Genomic DNA, 14,094 nt, shown 5'->3' with positions numbered 1-14,094 from the left:
GCATATTGGACGCGCCACAGGCATATCACCCCCGGAAAGCAGGAAATAGTCTCCAGTGGTCTTGTTGGGGCTTGTCGTTCCGCATACCTTGGAGGCCATATTCCAAACCAGAGTAACGGAGAGAGACACATGCACCCCAAGGGTAACGAAAGGGCCCAGGTCCACCCGGTCGACGAGCGGCTGCCCACCGGCCAGCTTCTCACCCTCGGCATCCAGCACGTCCTCGTGATGTACGCGGGTGCGGTTGCGGTGCCGCTCATCATCGGCAGCGCACTGTGGCTGCCCAAAGACCAGATCGCCTTCCTCATCAGTGCCGACCTGTTCGCCTGCGGCATCGCCACGCTGATCCAGACGCTCGGCCTCTGGATCTTCGGTATCCGCCTGCCTGTCATCATGGGCTGCACGTTCGCCTCGGTCGGCCCGATGATCGCGATCGGCACCGATCCTTCGCTCGGCATCCTCGACATCTTCGGCTCCACGATCGCGGCGGGCGCGATCGGCATCCTCATCGCGCCGCTGATCGGCAAGCTGCTGCGGTTCTTCCCGACCGTCGTGGTGGGCACCGTGATCACGGTGATCGGCCTGTCGCTCATGGAGGTGGGCATCAACTGGGCCGCTGGTGGTGTCGGCAACCCCGACTACGGTAACCCCGTCTACCTCGGCCTCTCGCTGCTCGTGCTGATGCTGATCCTGCTCATCAACAAATTCGGGCGCGGCTTCATCTCGAACATTTCGGTGCTGCTCGGCATCGTCGCGGGTTTCGCCATCGCGCTCGTGCTCGGCCGCGTCAACCTCGACGGCGTGGCGAACGCGCACTGGGTCGGCTTTCCGATGCCATTCCACTTCGGCCTGCCGGTCTTCCACGTGCTGCCCATCGCGACGATGGTGATCGTGATGTTCGTCACCTTCATCGAATCCACCGGCATGTTTCTCGCCGTGGGCGACATGGTCGATCGTCCCGTCGATCAGCAGACGCTCGTGCGCGGCCTGCGCGTGGACGGCCTCGGCACGATGATCGGCGGCATCTTCAACTCGTTCCCGCACACCTCGTTCTCGCAGAACGTCGGCTTGATCGGCATTACGGGGGTGAAGAGCCGCTTCGTGTGCGCGACCGGCGGCCTGATCCTCGTGCTGCTCGGTCTCTTCCCGAAGATGGCGCAGATGGTTGCCTCGGTGCCGGCCTTCGTGCTGGGCGGCGCGGGCATCGTGATGTTCGGCATGGTGGCGGCGAACGGCATCAAGGCGCTCGGCCGCGTGGACTTCGTGAAGAACCAGCACAACCTCTTCATCGTCGCCGTGAGCGTGGGTTTCGGCCTCGTGCCGGTGGTGTCGCCGCATTTCTTCGCGAAGCTGCCGCCCGCCCTCGCCCCGATTCTCCATAGCGGCATTCTGCTGGCCTCGGTTTCGGCCGTGGTCCTCAACCTGATCTTCAACGGCGTGAGGAGCGAAAAGGGTGCCGAGCGCGATATCCGCCGCGCGGGCCACGATCTCGAAAGCCCGAGCGCGCAAGACGACGCGCAAAGCCAGACGCCGGGCCACGAAATGCCGCGTTCGGCAGCACATTGAGTTGACGCGAGAGGTGTCACGGCCCACCGGCCGTGACCTTTTGCTGGTTCGGCGCCACGGGAGACCGTGGCGCTTTTTTTATTCCCGCTTTTTCATTCCCGCTTTTTCATCCCTTCAGGCTCGCGGCCTATGCGAAAAAAAACGCCACGGTTTCCCGTGGCGTTCTCTGCAGAAGCATCGCTAGACGATGCCGGGCACGATCACCCTGCCGTTGCGGCCGAAGCGGCCGCCGGCGCGCTCGCCGCACCGTAATCGGCCGGCGCGTCGGCCTCACGCGGCGTCTCGCCGGCATGCTCGATCCAGCCGCCGCCGAGCGCACGGTACAGATCGACCAGATTGGTCTGCCGGGCAAGCTGCGTCTGGATCAGCGTCTGCTGCGCGGCGTACAGGTTGGTCTGGGCCGTCAACACCGAAAGATAGCTGTCCACACCATTCTTGTAACGCAGATCCGAAAGATCCAGGCTCCGCTGGTTGGCGAACGTGTCGCGCTCGAGCGCCGCGATCTGCTGATCGTAGGTGCCGCGCGCGGCAAGCCCGTCCGCGACCTCGCGGAACGCCGACTGGATCGCCTTCTCGTAGTTCGCGATCTCGATGCGCTTCTGGATGTTCGCGTAGTCCAGGTTCGCCAGATTCTGGCCGCCCGTGAAGATCGGCATCGTGATCTGCGGTACGAAGGTCCACGCCGCCGTGCCCGCCTTGAAGAGATCGCCAAGAGACAGGCTTTCCGTGCCGAAGGAGCCCGTCAGCGAGATCTGCGGGAAGAACGCCGCGCGCGCCGCGCCGATGTTCGCGTTCGCGGCAAGCAGGGTCTCCTCGGCCTCCATGATGTCCGGACGCCGCGTAAGCAGGTCGGATGGAAGCCCGGCGGGAATGTCGGTCAGCAGATTCTGCGAATTGAGCGGCAGCCCCGGCGGCAGGTCGGCCGGCAGCGGTTCGCCGATCAGCAGCACGAGCGCGTTCTCGGCCTGCGCGCGAGCGCGCAGTTGCGCCTGCAGGTTGGCCTGCGCGGTCTCGACCACGGTCTGCGCCTGGCGCAGATCGAGTTCGGTGCCCGTCCCGTTGTCGAACTGGGCCTTCGTGATGGTGTACTGATCCTGCGCCGTCTTCAGCGTGTTCTGCGTGACCTTCAGCAACTCGTCATCCGCCAGCATCGTCAGATACTGGTCCGCGACCTGCGAAACGAGCGAGATTTCCGCCGCCTTGCGCGCCTGCGCCGTCGAAAGGTACTGCGCCAGCGCCTGGTCCTTCAGGCTGCGGATACGCCCCCAGAAATCGATTTCCCAGGACGCCTGCAGGCCCACGTTGTACGTGCTGTACGGATTTTGCGGGATGAACTGGAAGTCCTTGGGAACGCGTTGGCGATTGTCCGACCCGACGGCATCGAGAGTCGGCAGAAGCTGCGCACGCGTGATCCGGTACTGCGCGCGCGCCGCCTCGACATTCAGCACCGAAACGCGCAGGTCGCGGTTGTTCTTCAGCGCGAGATCGACGAGCTCCTGCAAACGCGGATCGGTAAAGAAGTCGCGCCAGCCGATGTCGGTGGCAGCCGAGCCGTTGGCGCTGCGGCCGTTCTGCACGCCGCCAGGCTGCCCCGGCTGCGTCGCGTAGACGCCGCCTTCGGGGAAAGTCTGCGTGACCGGTGCTTCGGGCCGGTGATACCACGGCTCCATCGTGCAGCCCGCGAGGACGGTGGTGGCCACTGCGGCGGCCACTGCAATTGCGGATAGTTTTTGCATCTCAGTGTCCTTCCTTGCCCGGGCCGTTGTCACCACCGCTGCGCCCACCATTGCCGCCGGCGTTTCCACCCTGGCCACCACCGTTCGCATCGTCGTGGTCGTGCGCATGGTGCTCTTCATAGTGCTCGAGCGCCGCGGCCGGATCTTCCTTCTCACCCGCGAACTTCGCGCGAATCACGACGAAGAACATCGGGATCATGAAGATCGCGAGGAACGTAGCCGTGATCATGCCGCCGATCACGCCCGTACCGATGGCGTGCTGGCTCGCCGAGCCCGCGCCGTTGCTGATCGCGAGCGGCAACACGCCCAGAATGAACGCCATCGACGTCATCAGGATCGGACGCAGCCGCAGACGCGAAGCTTCGAGCGCCGCCTCGATCGGCCCCATCTTGCCGTCGGCCTGCAGGTCGCGCGCGAACTCCACGATCAGAATCGCGTTCTTCGCCGAAAGACCCACCGTGGTCAGCAGACCCACCTGGAAGAACACGTCGTTTTCCAGTCCGCGCAGCGTCACCGCGAGCAGCGCGCCGAGCACGCCCAGCGGCACCACCATGATGACCGCGAACGGGATCGACCAGCTCTCATACAGCGCCGCCAGACACAGGAACACGACGAGGATCGAGATGCCGTAGAGGATCGGCGCCTGCGAGCCCGACTGGATTTCCTGGAACGACAGGCCGGTCCATTCGTAGCCGACGCCCGCGGGCAGCTTCGCCGCGATCTGCTCCATGGCCGTCATCGCCTGGCCCGTCGACTTGCCCGCGCCCGCCTGCCCCTGGATTTCGATCGACGAAATACCGTTGTAGCGTTCGAGCTTCGGCGAGCCGTAAGTCCATTGGCCGGTGGCGAACGAGCTGAACGGCACCATCCCGCCCGCACCGTTGCGCACGTACCAGATGTTCAGGTCCGACGGGTTCATGCGGAACGGCGCGTCGGCCATCACGTACACCTTCTTGATCCGGCCGTCGGTGTCGAGGAAGTTGTTCACGTACGACGACGCCCACGCGATCGAGAACGTCTGGTCGATGGCCGCCGCCGTCACGCCGAGCGCATTCGCCTTCTCGCGGTCGATATCCACCTTGTACTGCGGCGTATCGTTCAGGCCGTTCGGGCGCACGAGCGCGAGCGTCGGGTTCTGCGCCGCCATGCCGAGCAGCATGTTGCGCGCTTCCATCAGCTTCTCGTGACCGACACCGCCGCGGTCTTCCAGCTCGAAGTCGAAGCCCGATGCCGTGCCCAGCTCGGGAATCGACGGCGGATTCACCGGAATCACCAGCGCGTCCTTGTAGCCCGCGTAGCGGCCGAACATGCGGCGCACCAGTGCCTGAACCTTCTGGTCCGCGTGCTGGCGCTCCTTGTAGTCCTTCATCCTCACGAACACGAGACCCGCGTTCTGGCCGCGGCCCGCGAAACTGAAGCCGTTCACCGTGAACACCGATTCGACGATGCTCTTCTCGTCGGTGAGCAGGTAGTTCTCGATGTTGTCGAGCGTGCGCTCCGTGGTTTCCTGCGTCGAGCCGGAAGGCGTCTGCACGAGCACGAACATCGTGCCCTGGTCCTCATCGGGCAGGAACGACTTCGGCAGACGCACGAACAGCATGCCCACCGCGACGATCACCGCCAGATAGATGATGAGCCAGCGCCCCGAGCGCTTGATCACGTGGTACACGCCGCTGTGGTACTTGTCGCGGCTCGTTTCGAAGGTCCGGTTGAACCAGCCGAAGAAGCCCTTCTTCTCTTCGTGGTGACCCTGCGGAATCGGCTTGAGGATCGTCGCGCAGAGTGCCGGCGTGAGAATCAGCGCGACCATCACGGACAGCACCATCGCGGCCACGATCGTCAGCGAGAACTGCCGGTAGATGGCGCCCACCGAGCCGCCCGAGAACGCCACCGGCACGAACACCGCGGAGAGCACGAGCGCCACGCCGACGAGTGCGCCGGTGATCTGGCCCATCGCCTTCTTCGTGGCCTCCTTCGGTGACAGCCCCTCCTCCACCATCACCCGCTCGACGTTCTCCACGACCACGATCGCGTCGTCCACGAGCAGGCCGATCGCCAGCACGAGACCGAACATCGAGAGCGTGTTGATCGAGAAGCCCACCGCCGCCATGATCGCGAAGGTGCCGAGCAGCACCACCGGCACCGCGATGGTCGGAATCAGCGTCGCGCGCAGGTTCTGCAGGAACAGATACATCACGAGGAACACGAGCACGATGCCTTCCAGCAGCGTCTTGATCACTTCCTCGATCGACAGGCGCACGAACGGCGTCGTGTCGTACGGATACTTCACGACGAGACCATGCGGGAAGTACTTCGAGAGCTGGTCGACCTTTTCGCGCACGAGCTTCGCCGTTTGCAGCGCATTCGCCCCCGTCGCGAGCTGAATGCCGAGACCGGCGGTCGGCGAACCGTTGTACTTCGTGTCGAAGTTGTAGTTTTCGCCGCCGAGCGAGATGCGGGCCACGTCCTTCAGCAGCACGCGCGAACCGTCCTGGTTCACCTTCAGCAGGATGTTGCCGAACTCCTCGGGCGTGTGCAGCAGCGTCGATTCGGTGATGGTCGCCTGGAACGACTGCCCCGCCACCGAAGGCGTGCCGCCGAGCTGGCCGCCCGCGATCTGCACGTTCTGCGCGGCGATCGCATTGCTGACGTCGACGGGCGTCAAGCCGTAGTTGTTCAGCCGGTTCGGGTCGAGCCAGATCCGCATCGCGTACTGCGAGCCGAACAGCGTGACGATACCCACGCCGTCGATCCGGCTGACCGGATCTTCGACGTTCGACGCCACATAGTTCGCGAGGTCGTACTTCGACATGCTGTGGTCTTCGGACACGAACGCGAGCACGAGCAGGAAGCTGCTGCTCGACTTCGTGACCTTGATGCCGAGCTCCTGCACCACCTGCGGCAGGATCGGCGTGGCGAGCTGCAGCTTGTTCTGCACCTGCACCTGCGCAATGTCCGGGTTGGTGCCCGCAGCGAAGGTCAGCGTGATCGTGGCCGTGCCCGAGTCGTCACTGGTGGACGAGAGATACAGCAGGTGATCGAGACCGCTCATCTGCTGCTCGATGACCTGCGTGACCGTGTCTTCCACCGTCTTCGCGGACGCGCCCGGGTAGGTCGCGGTGATCTGGATGGCCGGCGGCGCAATGGTCGGATACTGCGCCACCGGCAGCGTGAACACCGAGGCCACGCCCGCCAGCATCAGGATGATGGCGATCACCCACGCAAAAATCGGGCGATCGATAAAAAACTTTGCCATGAAGCAGGCTCCCTGTTATTGCGCGGCGGAGGCGGCAGGCGCGGCGGACGCCGCCGCTTGTGCGTGCCCTGCCTGCGCACCCGAGGCGGCGCCACCCGCAGTGCTCGCGGCGGACGTCGTCATGTCCGCCGAAGGCGCGCCCGGCGGGGGCGGCGGCGGCAATTGCGCGTCGACGGCCTTCACGGTCGCGCCCGGGCGCACTTTCTCGGTACCCTGCACGATCACGCGGTCACCCGGATTCAGGCCGCTGTCGACGATCCAGTCCTGGCCCTGCGTGCCCGAAGTCTGGATGACGTGCGATTCGACCTTGTTGGCACTGTCGACGACCAACACCGACGCCTGGCCCTTCTGGTCGTGCTGCACGCCGATCTGCGGCACGAGGTACGCGCTGTCGTTCACGCCTTCCTCGATACGCGCGCGCACGAACATGCCCGGCAGCAGCACGCGGTCGGGATTCGGGAACAGCGCGCGGACCGTCACCGAGCCCGTGGTCTGGTCGACCGTCACGTCGGTGAACTGCAGCTTGCCCTGCTCCTTGTAGCTGCGGCCGTCTTCCAGCACGAGCGTGACCTTGGCGGCATTCGGGCCGCTCGTCTTCAGGCGCCCTTCCTGGACGTCGCGGCGCAGTTTGAGGCCGTCGAGACTCGACTGCGTGAGGTCGACGTACATGGGATCGAGCTGCTGCACGGTGGACATCAGCGTGGCCTGGCTCGCCTGCACGTAGGCGCCCGGCGTGACCTGCGAAATCCCGACCTGGCCCGTGACGGGCGAGATGACATCCGTATAGCCGAGGTTGATCTGCGCGGTATCGACGGAGGCCTTACCGGCGTCGACGTCCGCCTGCGCCTGGCCCTGGGCCGCGACGGCGTTGTCGTAGTCCTGCTTCGACACGGCGTTCGCGGCAACGAGCACCTTGTAGCGCGCCACGAGCGCGTTCTGCGTGACGAGATTGGCCTGCGCCTTGGCGAGCGTGGCCTTCGCGCTGTTCAGCGCGGCGATGTAGGGCGCCGGGTCGATCTTGTAGAGCCGCTGACCGGCCTTGACGATGGCGCCTTCGGTGAATTCGCGGCGCAGCACGATCCCGTCGACCCGCGCGCGCACCTGCGCGACGAGGAAGGCGTTGGTGCGGCCCGGCAGTTCGGTGACGACCGGCACGGCGGTCGGCTGGACCGTCACGACGCCCACTTCGGGCGTTTGCTGCTGCGGCGCCGACTGCTGTTGCCCGCACGCTGCGAGCACGACGGCAGCCGTCGCGATACTGATCAGGTGGAATGGAACCCGTTCGACGCGCATGGAGCGACCTCTGTCTATAGCTGACAAAAAAAGAGCATGCGGCGCCCCACTGAGGGCGGGACGGCAACGCACGCCAGCATCTGGCAATACCTGACGGATAACCTTGACTTCTTCGAGGCGCAGTTCCGGCCAGCGCATCCGTCCTGGCTGTTTTGCGGCGCCGCCTTGACGACGGCATCGCGCATTGGGGTTTCTACGGCCACGCGGGCCAGTGACGGATAGTAACCGGACATTCACCAATCAGATACCAGGTGGTGGGGTGCTATTATAGATACATTCGCGAACGAATGTTTAAGAACGAAACGTCATTCCTGACGGCTATCTCCAGGGCAATCTGCGCGTCCCAGATTCCAGGCGCAGCAGATATTTCGGTAGTCGCTTACAAAAACCCCACACCCTCGTTATTCATACAACACGCAGAACCATGGCCCGACGCACGAAAGAGGAAGCGCAGGAGACGCGCAACCGGATCCTCGACGCCGCCGAGCACGTCTTCTTCGAGAAGGGCGTCTCGCGCACATCCCTCGCCGATATCGCCCAGGCCGCCGGCGTTACGCGCGGCGCGATCTACTGGCACTTCGAGAACAAGGGAGACGTGTTCACGGCCATGTTCGACCGCGTATTGCTGCCGCTCGACGAACTCAAAGCCGCCACGGTCGATCCCTCCGAACCGGATCCGCTCGGGCGCATTCGCGACCTGTGCGTGACGTGCCTGCGCGACACGGCGACGGACGCCCGGCGCCGCCGCGTGTTCGAAATCCTGTTTATGAAGTGCGAGTTCGTGGAGGAGATGGGACCGGTGATGGCGCGTCACCAGTCCAACATGCGCGAAGGGCTCGCGCGGATCGACGAGGGTCTGCGCAACGCGATGTCCAAAGGCCAGTTGCCGGCGGATCTCGATGCGGCGCGCGGCGCGCGCCTGCTGCACTCGTTCATCACGGGCATGCTGCACGACATGGCGATCCTGCCCGACGTGTTCGACGTCGCCACCTACGCGCAGCGGCATGTGGAGGGGATGCTCGACATGCTGCGCTATAGCCCGGCGCTGCGCATGGGCGCGGGAGCGCCCGGCGCAGCGGACTGAGCGGCCGAACGGGTTGCTTCGGGGCGGTGCTTCGGCGTGCGTCAGCTTTCGGCGAAGCGCCGCGCCGCATATAGCAGCAGCGCGACGAAGAAGATCAGCGCGGCCCACGCCCAGTTGGGCATGGCGTGGGGCGTGGGTTCGGGGTGCAATGTGCTGGCGGCGCGCCCGCTCAGCGTGCCCCCGGTGTGCTGCGGCAACAGATGCGCGCGGCGCGCGACACCCGCCAGATTGATCGGCCGCAGGAACACGTGGCTGCGGCGCGGCTCCTTGCCCGCGGCGCGATTCGGCGCCTTGCCGTGCTTCGCTTCGATGACGGCGCAGAATTCGGTGAAGAAATCGTCGGCGACTTCGCGCAGCGCATTTTCGAGCTGGCGCGACGGCAATCCGGCGAGCGGCCCCGTGAGCGTCGCCCAGAGCGAGTAGTCGATGCGCGTGTTCGCGCCCTTCAGGAGACCGGCCGGCCCGCCCGGATGATCGTCGGCGCGCAGCGCGATGTCGATCTGCCCGCGCAGCGACCCGATGCCGTCGGCGCGCGCGCGAAAGCTCAGCACGCGGCGCGGCGTAGTCGGTACCTGCGAGGCATCGCCGGCGATGTGAGCGCGCACTTCGTAGCGCGCGCGCAACGGCCCGAGCGGCACGGTCAGCGTCAGCGCAAACTCGCCCGGCGCGAGGCGCCGGAACGACTCGCAGTACTCCATGCTCGCGCGCACGAGCGCGCTGTCTTGCAGCGCCTCCCAGACGACGGACGGCGCAAGCGGAATGCGTAATGCGTCGTTCAGTTCCATGGCGGCTCCCCCGAATGCGCGTTCGTACCGGTCAGGATGTCTGATCGATCCGGTCCACGCGCGAAGCGTAAAACGCCAGATAGCCCTTGATGCCGTTTGCGCCCTCGATCGGCGCTTCGTAGCTCCACGCAACGTCCTCGACGCGACCGTCTTCGGTGCGCAGATGGAAATACGACGCCTCGCCCTTGTACGGGCAGCGCGACGTGCGAGAGGAGCGCTCGAGCCGCGCCATGTTCACGTCGGCGCGGGGAATATAGAACACGTCGGGATAGCCGGTTTCCGATAGCGTGAGGGCCGCAAGCGTGTCGGCAATCGTGATCCCGCCATGGATCACGCGCACGCGATGGCGATTCGCGCCGATGTCGATGCGATGACCGGCGTCCTTTTCATTGGCGGTGTTCGCCATGTCCGGCTCCCTGTCTGATCGCGGCGGCGCCTCGCGGGGCGTCCCGTCTGGCCGGCGAGTCTGCGCCCGCCGGGCCGATGCCATGCGCACGGCGCATGAGCGTCGCGCACCGTTTCCGGCTGGCGCGCCTGCAGCGCGCGGCCAGCCCTGCCTTCATTATCGGCGAAAGTCCGCTCGATTGCTCAACCCGATCGCGCAAACTCCGGCGGCGGCACGCCGCCCAGCCGGGGGCGCCGTCTTACCAGTTGAACGCCGCGCGAGCGCCGCCGTTCGCGCCCACCGTCACGGCGCTCGTCTTGTCGACGCCCGCGTGTCTCGCATGCACCGTATAGCGGCCCGGCGGCAGCTTCACGAGCATGTACGGACCGCGCGACGTCGTGTCGAGGAGGTTTGCGCCGTGCGCGTCGGCGATCTGCACGCGCACGTCGGCAAGAAACTCGCCGCCGGGCCCCGTGAAGCGCAGCGCGAGCGGCCACCGGTGCTCGGCGTGTTGCAGCGCCTTCGATTCGTCCTGGCCGACACCGCCCGACACGAACGACACGTCGCCCTGCTGCTGGATCTGCGGCATACCTGTGCCGTTGACGTTGCCGGCGCTCGTATTGTCGGCGCTCGAGCCGCCGACCGTGCCGCCGGCGTTGTTTTGCTGCGCCGCGGCAGTCCCCATGAAACCGAGCGCGAGCGCCGCAGAGAGCAGGACCGAAGCGATGGGACGTGTGGAGATGGACGTTTTCATTGTGACCGCTCCTTTACAGGTTGCCTGGGAGATGAGGACGCGCAAAGAGCATGCCCGCATCGTCCAGCCGAAGAACCAATAGATATAGGTGATTTCTGTGTCAAATGTTGCGGATCGCGGCACGGCGGGCGAACGGACCGGCCTCCGAAAACGACACTGCCACCGTGGCATGAGGCCAACAGCGGCAGCGATTAACACAAAGGGCACGATCAGCCCGGGATCAGCCGACAATCAGCCGAGATCGACCGGCACGAAGATCTGCGCGTTGTCGCGCTGGATCAGAAGCGCAATGCTGTTGCCGGCTTGCGCGATCATCTGCTTGAGCTGGTCGGCGGTCGACACCGGACGGCCGTTCACCGCGAGGATGACGTCGCCGGGCTGGATGCCGGCATTCTCCGCCGCGCCGTCCGCCTGCTCGACCATCAGGCCGTGATCGACCGAGTCGTTGCTCTTTTCGTCCGGCGTGAGCTGACGCACCGCCACGCCGAGCCGGCTCTGCATCTGCGCGCCTTGCCCGTCGCTCGACGCCACCTTCGCGTCGGAGAGCGCGCCGATGGTCGCGCTGAAGTCCTTCGTCGACTTGTCGCGCCACACCTGGATATCGGCCTTGGTGCCCGGCTTCATGCCCGCGATCATCGACGGCAGGTCGGACGAGTCGTCCACCGCCTGGCCGTTGACGGCGACAATGACGTCGCCAGGCTTGAGCCCCGCCTTCGCGGCCGGACCGCCCGCGTCGACGGAACTTACGAGCGCGCCGTGCGGCTTGTCCATGCCGAACGAGTTGGCAAGCGTCTGGTTCATCGACTGCACCGCCACGCCGAGGCGGCCGCGGCTCACGTGGCCGGTCTTGACGAGCTCGTCCTTGACCTTCATCGCCTCGTCGATCGGAATGGCGAACGAAAGGCCCTGGAAGCCGCCCGTCTGCGAGTAGATCATCGAGTTGATGCCGATCACTTCGCCGTTCAGGTTGAAGAGCGGGCCGCCCGAGTTGCCGGGGTTGACCGGCACGTCGGTCTGGATGAAAGGCGTGTAGTTCTCGTCCGGCAGCGAGCGCGACTTGGCGCTGATGATGCCCGAGGTCACGGTGTTGTCGAAGCCGTAGGGCGAACCGATTGCGACCACCCACTGGCCCACCTTGCTCTGGTGCGGGTCGCCGATCTTCACGGTCGGCAGGTTCTTCGCGTCGATCTTCAGCACGGCGACGTCGGACTGCTTGTCCGCGCCGACCACTTTCGCCTTGAATTCACGCTTGTCGGTGAGCTTCACGGTCACGACGTTCGCGCCGTCCACGACGTGCGCATTCGTCAGAATATAGCCGTCCGGGCTGATGATGAACCCGGAGCCGAGGCTCGTGCTAGGCGCATCGGACTGGCCGCCGTCGTCGCCGCCACCGCCGGGGACGCCGCCGTAGAAGTGCTTGAAGAACTGGTAGAACGGATCGCTCGGATCGATGGGCAGCTGTTGCGGACCGCCGCCCTTCATCGCCGTCTGCTTGACCACGTGCTTCGCGCTGATGTTGACGACCGCCGGCCCATAGGTTTCGACGAGTCCGGAGAAGTCGGGAATGCCGGTCTTGGCGGCCGCTTCCGCCGGCATCATCGCGGCCTGCGCCGGCGTGATGACCTGCGGGGCCGGAACGTCGCGGCGACCCGCCACGTAGCCCGCCGACAACGCGACGGCAACGGCGATCGCCACGGCACTGCGGGTGAAGACTTTGGTGTTCATTGCGGACTCCTTGAAGCGGCGTACTGTCACGACGATACGAAGACTAAGGGGTGTCACTTAAAAGAGCCTTAAGCACGCTGCGCCCCATGCGGAAAAGTTCCCCGCGGCTGATCGTAGCGGCAGGTGGCGGCGCGTGGCATGCCGTTGGCATCAGAAACGCACCTCGACCAGCAGACCGCCCGCAGCCGAATCGCCAAGCGAGATTCTGGCATCGTGCTGGTCGGCAATGCGGCGCACGATGGCGAGACCGAGCCCCGTGCCCGAAATGTCGGTGCGGGCGCGCGCCGCCCCGGGGCCGACGCGGTAGAAGCGGTCGAACACACGGCTGCGCTCCTCCACGGGAATTCCCGGACCGCTGTCCGCGATACGCACGACGGGATGCCCGTCCTCCACGCGCAGGCAGACATCCGCGCGGCCGCCCGGCGGCGTGTATTTCGTTGCGTTGTCCAGCAGGTTGTTGAGCATCACGCGCAGCGCATCGGCATCGCCATGCACCGACGCCGCCGCGCTCTCCTCGATGCCGAGATCGACACCGCGCTGCTGCGCGACGGGCGCATAGGCCGCGACGCAATCGTCGAGCAGCGCGTGCAGGTCGACGCTGCACTCGCGCGCATGCCCATCGGGCTCGGAGCGCGCGAGCGCGAGCAACTGCTCGGCGAGACGCGTGGCGCGCGTGACGCCCGCCTGCAGATCGCCGAGCGCCTCGCGGCGCGTCTCGTCGTCCTTTGCGCGCGCAACCAGTTGCGCCTGGATCTGCACGGCCGCGAGCGGCGTGCGCAGTTCGTGCGCCGCGTCGGCGACAAAGGCCTTTTGCGTGTCGATCGCCTGCGCAAGCCGATCGAGCAGCGCATTGAGGGCGTGCACGAGCGGCATGACTTCGCGCGGCAATCGTTGCTCGGGCAACGGGTCGAGCGCCTCGGGATGGCGCGTATCGAGCGCGCGCGCCACGCGCGCGAGCGGCGCGAGCCCGCGGCCCACGACGAGCCAGACCGCCAGCCCGAGAAAGGGCAACAGGACGATCAGCGGCCACAGCGTGCGCAGCGCGACGTTCGCGGCAAGCCGGTTGCGCACCGACACGGGCTGGGCAAGCTGCACGACGTTGTCGCCGACGATCGCGCCATACACGCGCCAGTCGCCGCGGTCGGTGCGCTCGGTCGAAAAGCCCAGCTCGGCGCGCGGCGCAAGCGGCGCGCGCGGGTGCGAGTAATACATCAGGACTCCGTTGCGATTCCAGATCTGCAGGACGATGCCTTCATTGCCGGTATCGCGCGAACTCAGAATTTCGTTGAACGGCTCCGAGGGCAGCGCCTCGGCGATCTCCTGCAACTGGTAGTCGAACAGCTCGTTGGCCTCGGCCAGCGCCTGGCGATAGATCAGCCAGCCCGCGAGCCCGACGCCCGCCACGACGAGCGCGAGCAGCCAGAACAGCAGTTGTCGTCGGATGGAACTCATCGGCGCGTGGATCTCCTGTCGATGGAACCCGGCGCTTCAGCGCCTCGTCCCATCCCAT

The 14,094-nt window shown here is 65.9% G+C and carries 10 protein-coding genes; 2 read left to right on the top strand and 8 right to left on the bottom strand.

Annotated elements, in window-relative coordinates:
* The first annotated feature begins 129 nt into the window (after nt 1–129).
* Nucleotides 130–1,566: a nucleobase:cation symporter-2 family protein gene (locus V8683_RS08405; protein WP_411188581.1), complete on the top strand. Its 1,437-nt coding sequence runs from the start codon at nt 130–132 to the stop codon at nt 1,564–1,566.
* Nucleotides 1,567–1,766: 200 nt separating this feature from the next.
* Here the strand turns inward: V8683_RS08405 and V8683_RS08400 are convergent, their stop codons facing one another.
* From V8683_RS08400 to V8683_RS08390, 3 genes are read right to left on the bottom strand one after another with little or no spacing between them, the layout of a single operon-like run.
* Nucleotides 1,767–3,302 (bottom strand): efflux transporter outer membrane subunit, encoded by a 1,536-nt coding sequence (locus V8683_RS08400; RefSeq protein WP_411188580.1) that lies wholly within the window; start codon nt 3,300–3,302, stop codon nt 1,767–1,769.
* Between the two features lies 1 nt (nt 3,303).
* Nucleotides 3,304–6,558 (bottom strand): efflux RND transporter permease subunit, encoded by a 3,255-nt coding sequence (locus tag V8683_RS08395; RefSeq protein WP_411188579.1) that lies wholly within the window; start codon nt 6,556–6,558, stop codon nt 3,304–3,306.
* 15 nt (nt 6,559–6,573) lie between these two features.
* Nucleotides 6,574–7,851: an efflux RND transporter periplasmic adaptor subunit gene (locus V8683_RS08390; RefSeq protein WP_411188578.1), complete on the bottom strand. Its 1,278-nt coding sequence runs from the start codon at nt 7,849–7,851 to the stop codon at nt 6,574–6,576.
* Between the two features lie 424 nt (nt 7,852–8,275).
* Here V8683_RS08390 and V8683_RS08385 point away from each other — a divergent pair, with 424 nt between their 5' ends.
* Nucleotides 8,276–8,935 carry a TetR family transcriptional regulator gene (locus V8683_RS08385; protein WP_411188577.1) on the top strand — a complete coding sequence of 220 codons (660 nt, stop codon included), beginning with the start codon at nt 8,276–8,278 and terminating at the stop codon, nt 8,933–8,935.
* 41 nt (nt 8,936–8,976) lie between these two features.
* On the opposite strand, the gene V8683_RS08380 is transcribed toward V8683_RS08385, so the two are convergent.
* The 5 genes from V8683_RS08380 to V8683_RS08360 form a co-directional block, all read right to left on the bottom strand.
* Nucleotides 8,977–9,720, bottom strand: coding sequence for a CoxG family protein (locus V8683_RS08380; protein WP_411188576.1), 744 nt, complete (start codon nt 9,718–9,720; stop codon nt 8,977–8,979).
* Nucleotides 9,721–9,751: 31 nt separating this feature from the next.
* A complete protein-coding gene (locus V8683_RS08375) occupies nt 9,752–10,126 on the bottom strand; it encodes a DUF427 domain-containing protein (protein ID WP_411188575.1) in 375 nt (124 codons plus the stop codon).
* 238 nt (nt 10,127–10,364) lie between these two features.
* Nucleotides 10,365–10,859 (bottom strand): peptidase associated/transthyretin-like domain-containing protein, encoded by a 495-nt coding sequence (locus V8683_RS08370; protein WP_411188574.1) that lies wholly within the window; start codon nt 10,857–10,859, stop codon nt 10,365–10,367.
* Nucleotides 10,860–11,090: 231 nt separating this feature from the next.
* On the bottom strand, nt 11,091–12,584 hold the full coding sequence (locus tag V8683_RS08365; RefSeq protein WP_411188573.1) for a DegQ family serine endoprotease: 1,494 nt from the start codon (nt 12,582–12,584) through the stop codon (nt 11,091–11,093).
* Between the two features lie 150 nt (nt 12,585–12,734).
* Nucleotides 12,735–14,036, bottom strand: a complete 1,302-nt coding sequence (locus tag V8683_RS08360; protein ID WP_411188572.1) for an ATP-binding protein — start codon at nt 14,034–14,036, stop codon at nt 12,735–12,737.
* Nucleotides 14,037–14,094 lie beyond the last annotated feature (58 nt).

The organism is Paraburkholderia sp. AV2 (assembly GCF_054968425.1).
Note: the sequence above shows the minus strand (reverse complement) of the source record. Positions and strands in the feature narration are given on the sequence as shown.

Bases quoted from the DNA above. Each gene is read 5' to 3' on its own strand.
- V8683_RS08405 (WP_411188581.1), top strand. From the start codon at position 130: ATGCACCCCAAGGGTAACGAAAGGGCCCAGGTCCACCCGGTCGACGAG.
- V8683_RS08400 (WP_411188580.1), bottom strand. From the start codon at position 3,302: ATGCAAAAACTATCCGCAATTGCAGTGGCCGCCGCAGTGGCCACCACC.
- V8683_RS08395 (WP_411188579.1), bottom strand. From the start codon at position 6,558: ATGGCAAAGTTTTTTATCGATCGCCCGATTTTTGCGTGGGTGATCGCC.
- V8683_RS08390 (WP_411188578.1), bottom strand. From the start codon at position 7,851: ATGCGCGTCGAACGGGTTCCATTCCACCTGATCAGTATCGCGACGGCT.
- V8683_RS08385 (WP_411188577.1), top strand. From the start codon at position 8,276: ATGGCCCGACGCACGAAAGAGGAAGCGCAGGAGACGCGCAACCGGATC.
- V8683_RS08380 (WP_411188576.1), bottom strand. From the start codon at position 9,720: ATGGAACTGAACGACGCATTACGCATTCCGCTTGCGCCGTCCGTCGTC.
- V8683_RS08375 (WP_411188575.1), bottom strand. From the start codon at position 10,126: ATGGCGAACACCGCCAATGAAAAGGACGCCGGTCATCGCATCGACATC.
- V8683_RS08370 (WP_411188574.1), bottom strand. From the start codon at position 10,859: ATGAAAACGTCCATCTCCACACGTCCCATCGCTTCGGTCCTGCTCTCT.
- V8683_RS08365 (WP_411188573.1), bottom strand. From the start codon at position 12,584: ATGAACACCAAAGTCTTCACCCGCAGTGCCGTGGCGATCGCCGTTGCC.
- V8683_RS08360 (WP_411188572.1), bottom strand. From the start codon at position 14,036: ATGAGTTCCATCCGACGACAACTGCTGTTCTGGCTGCTCGCGCTCGTC.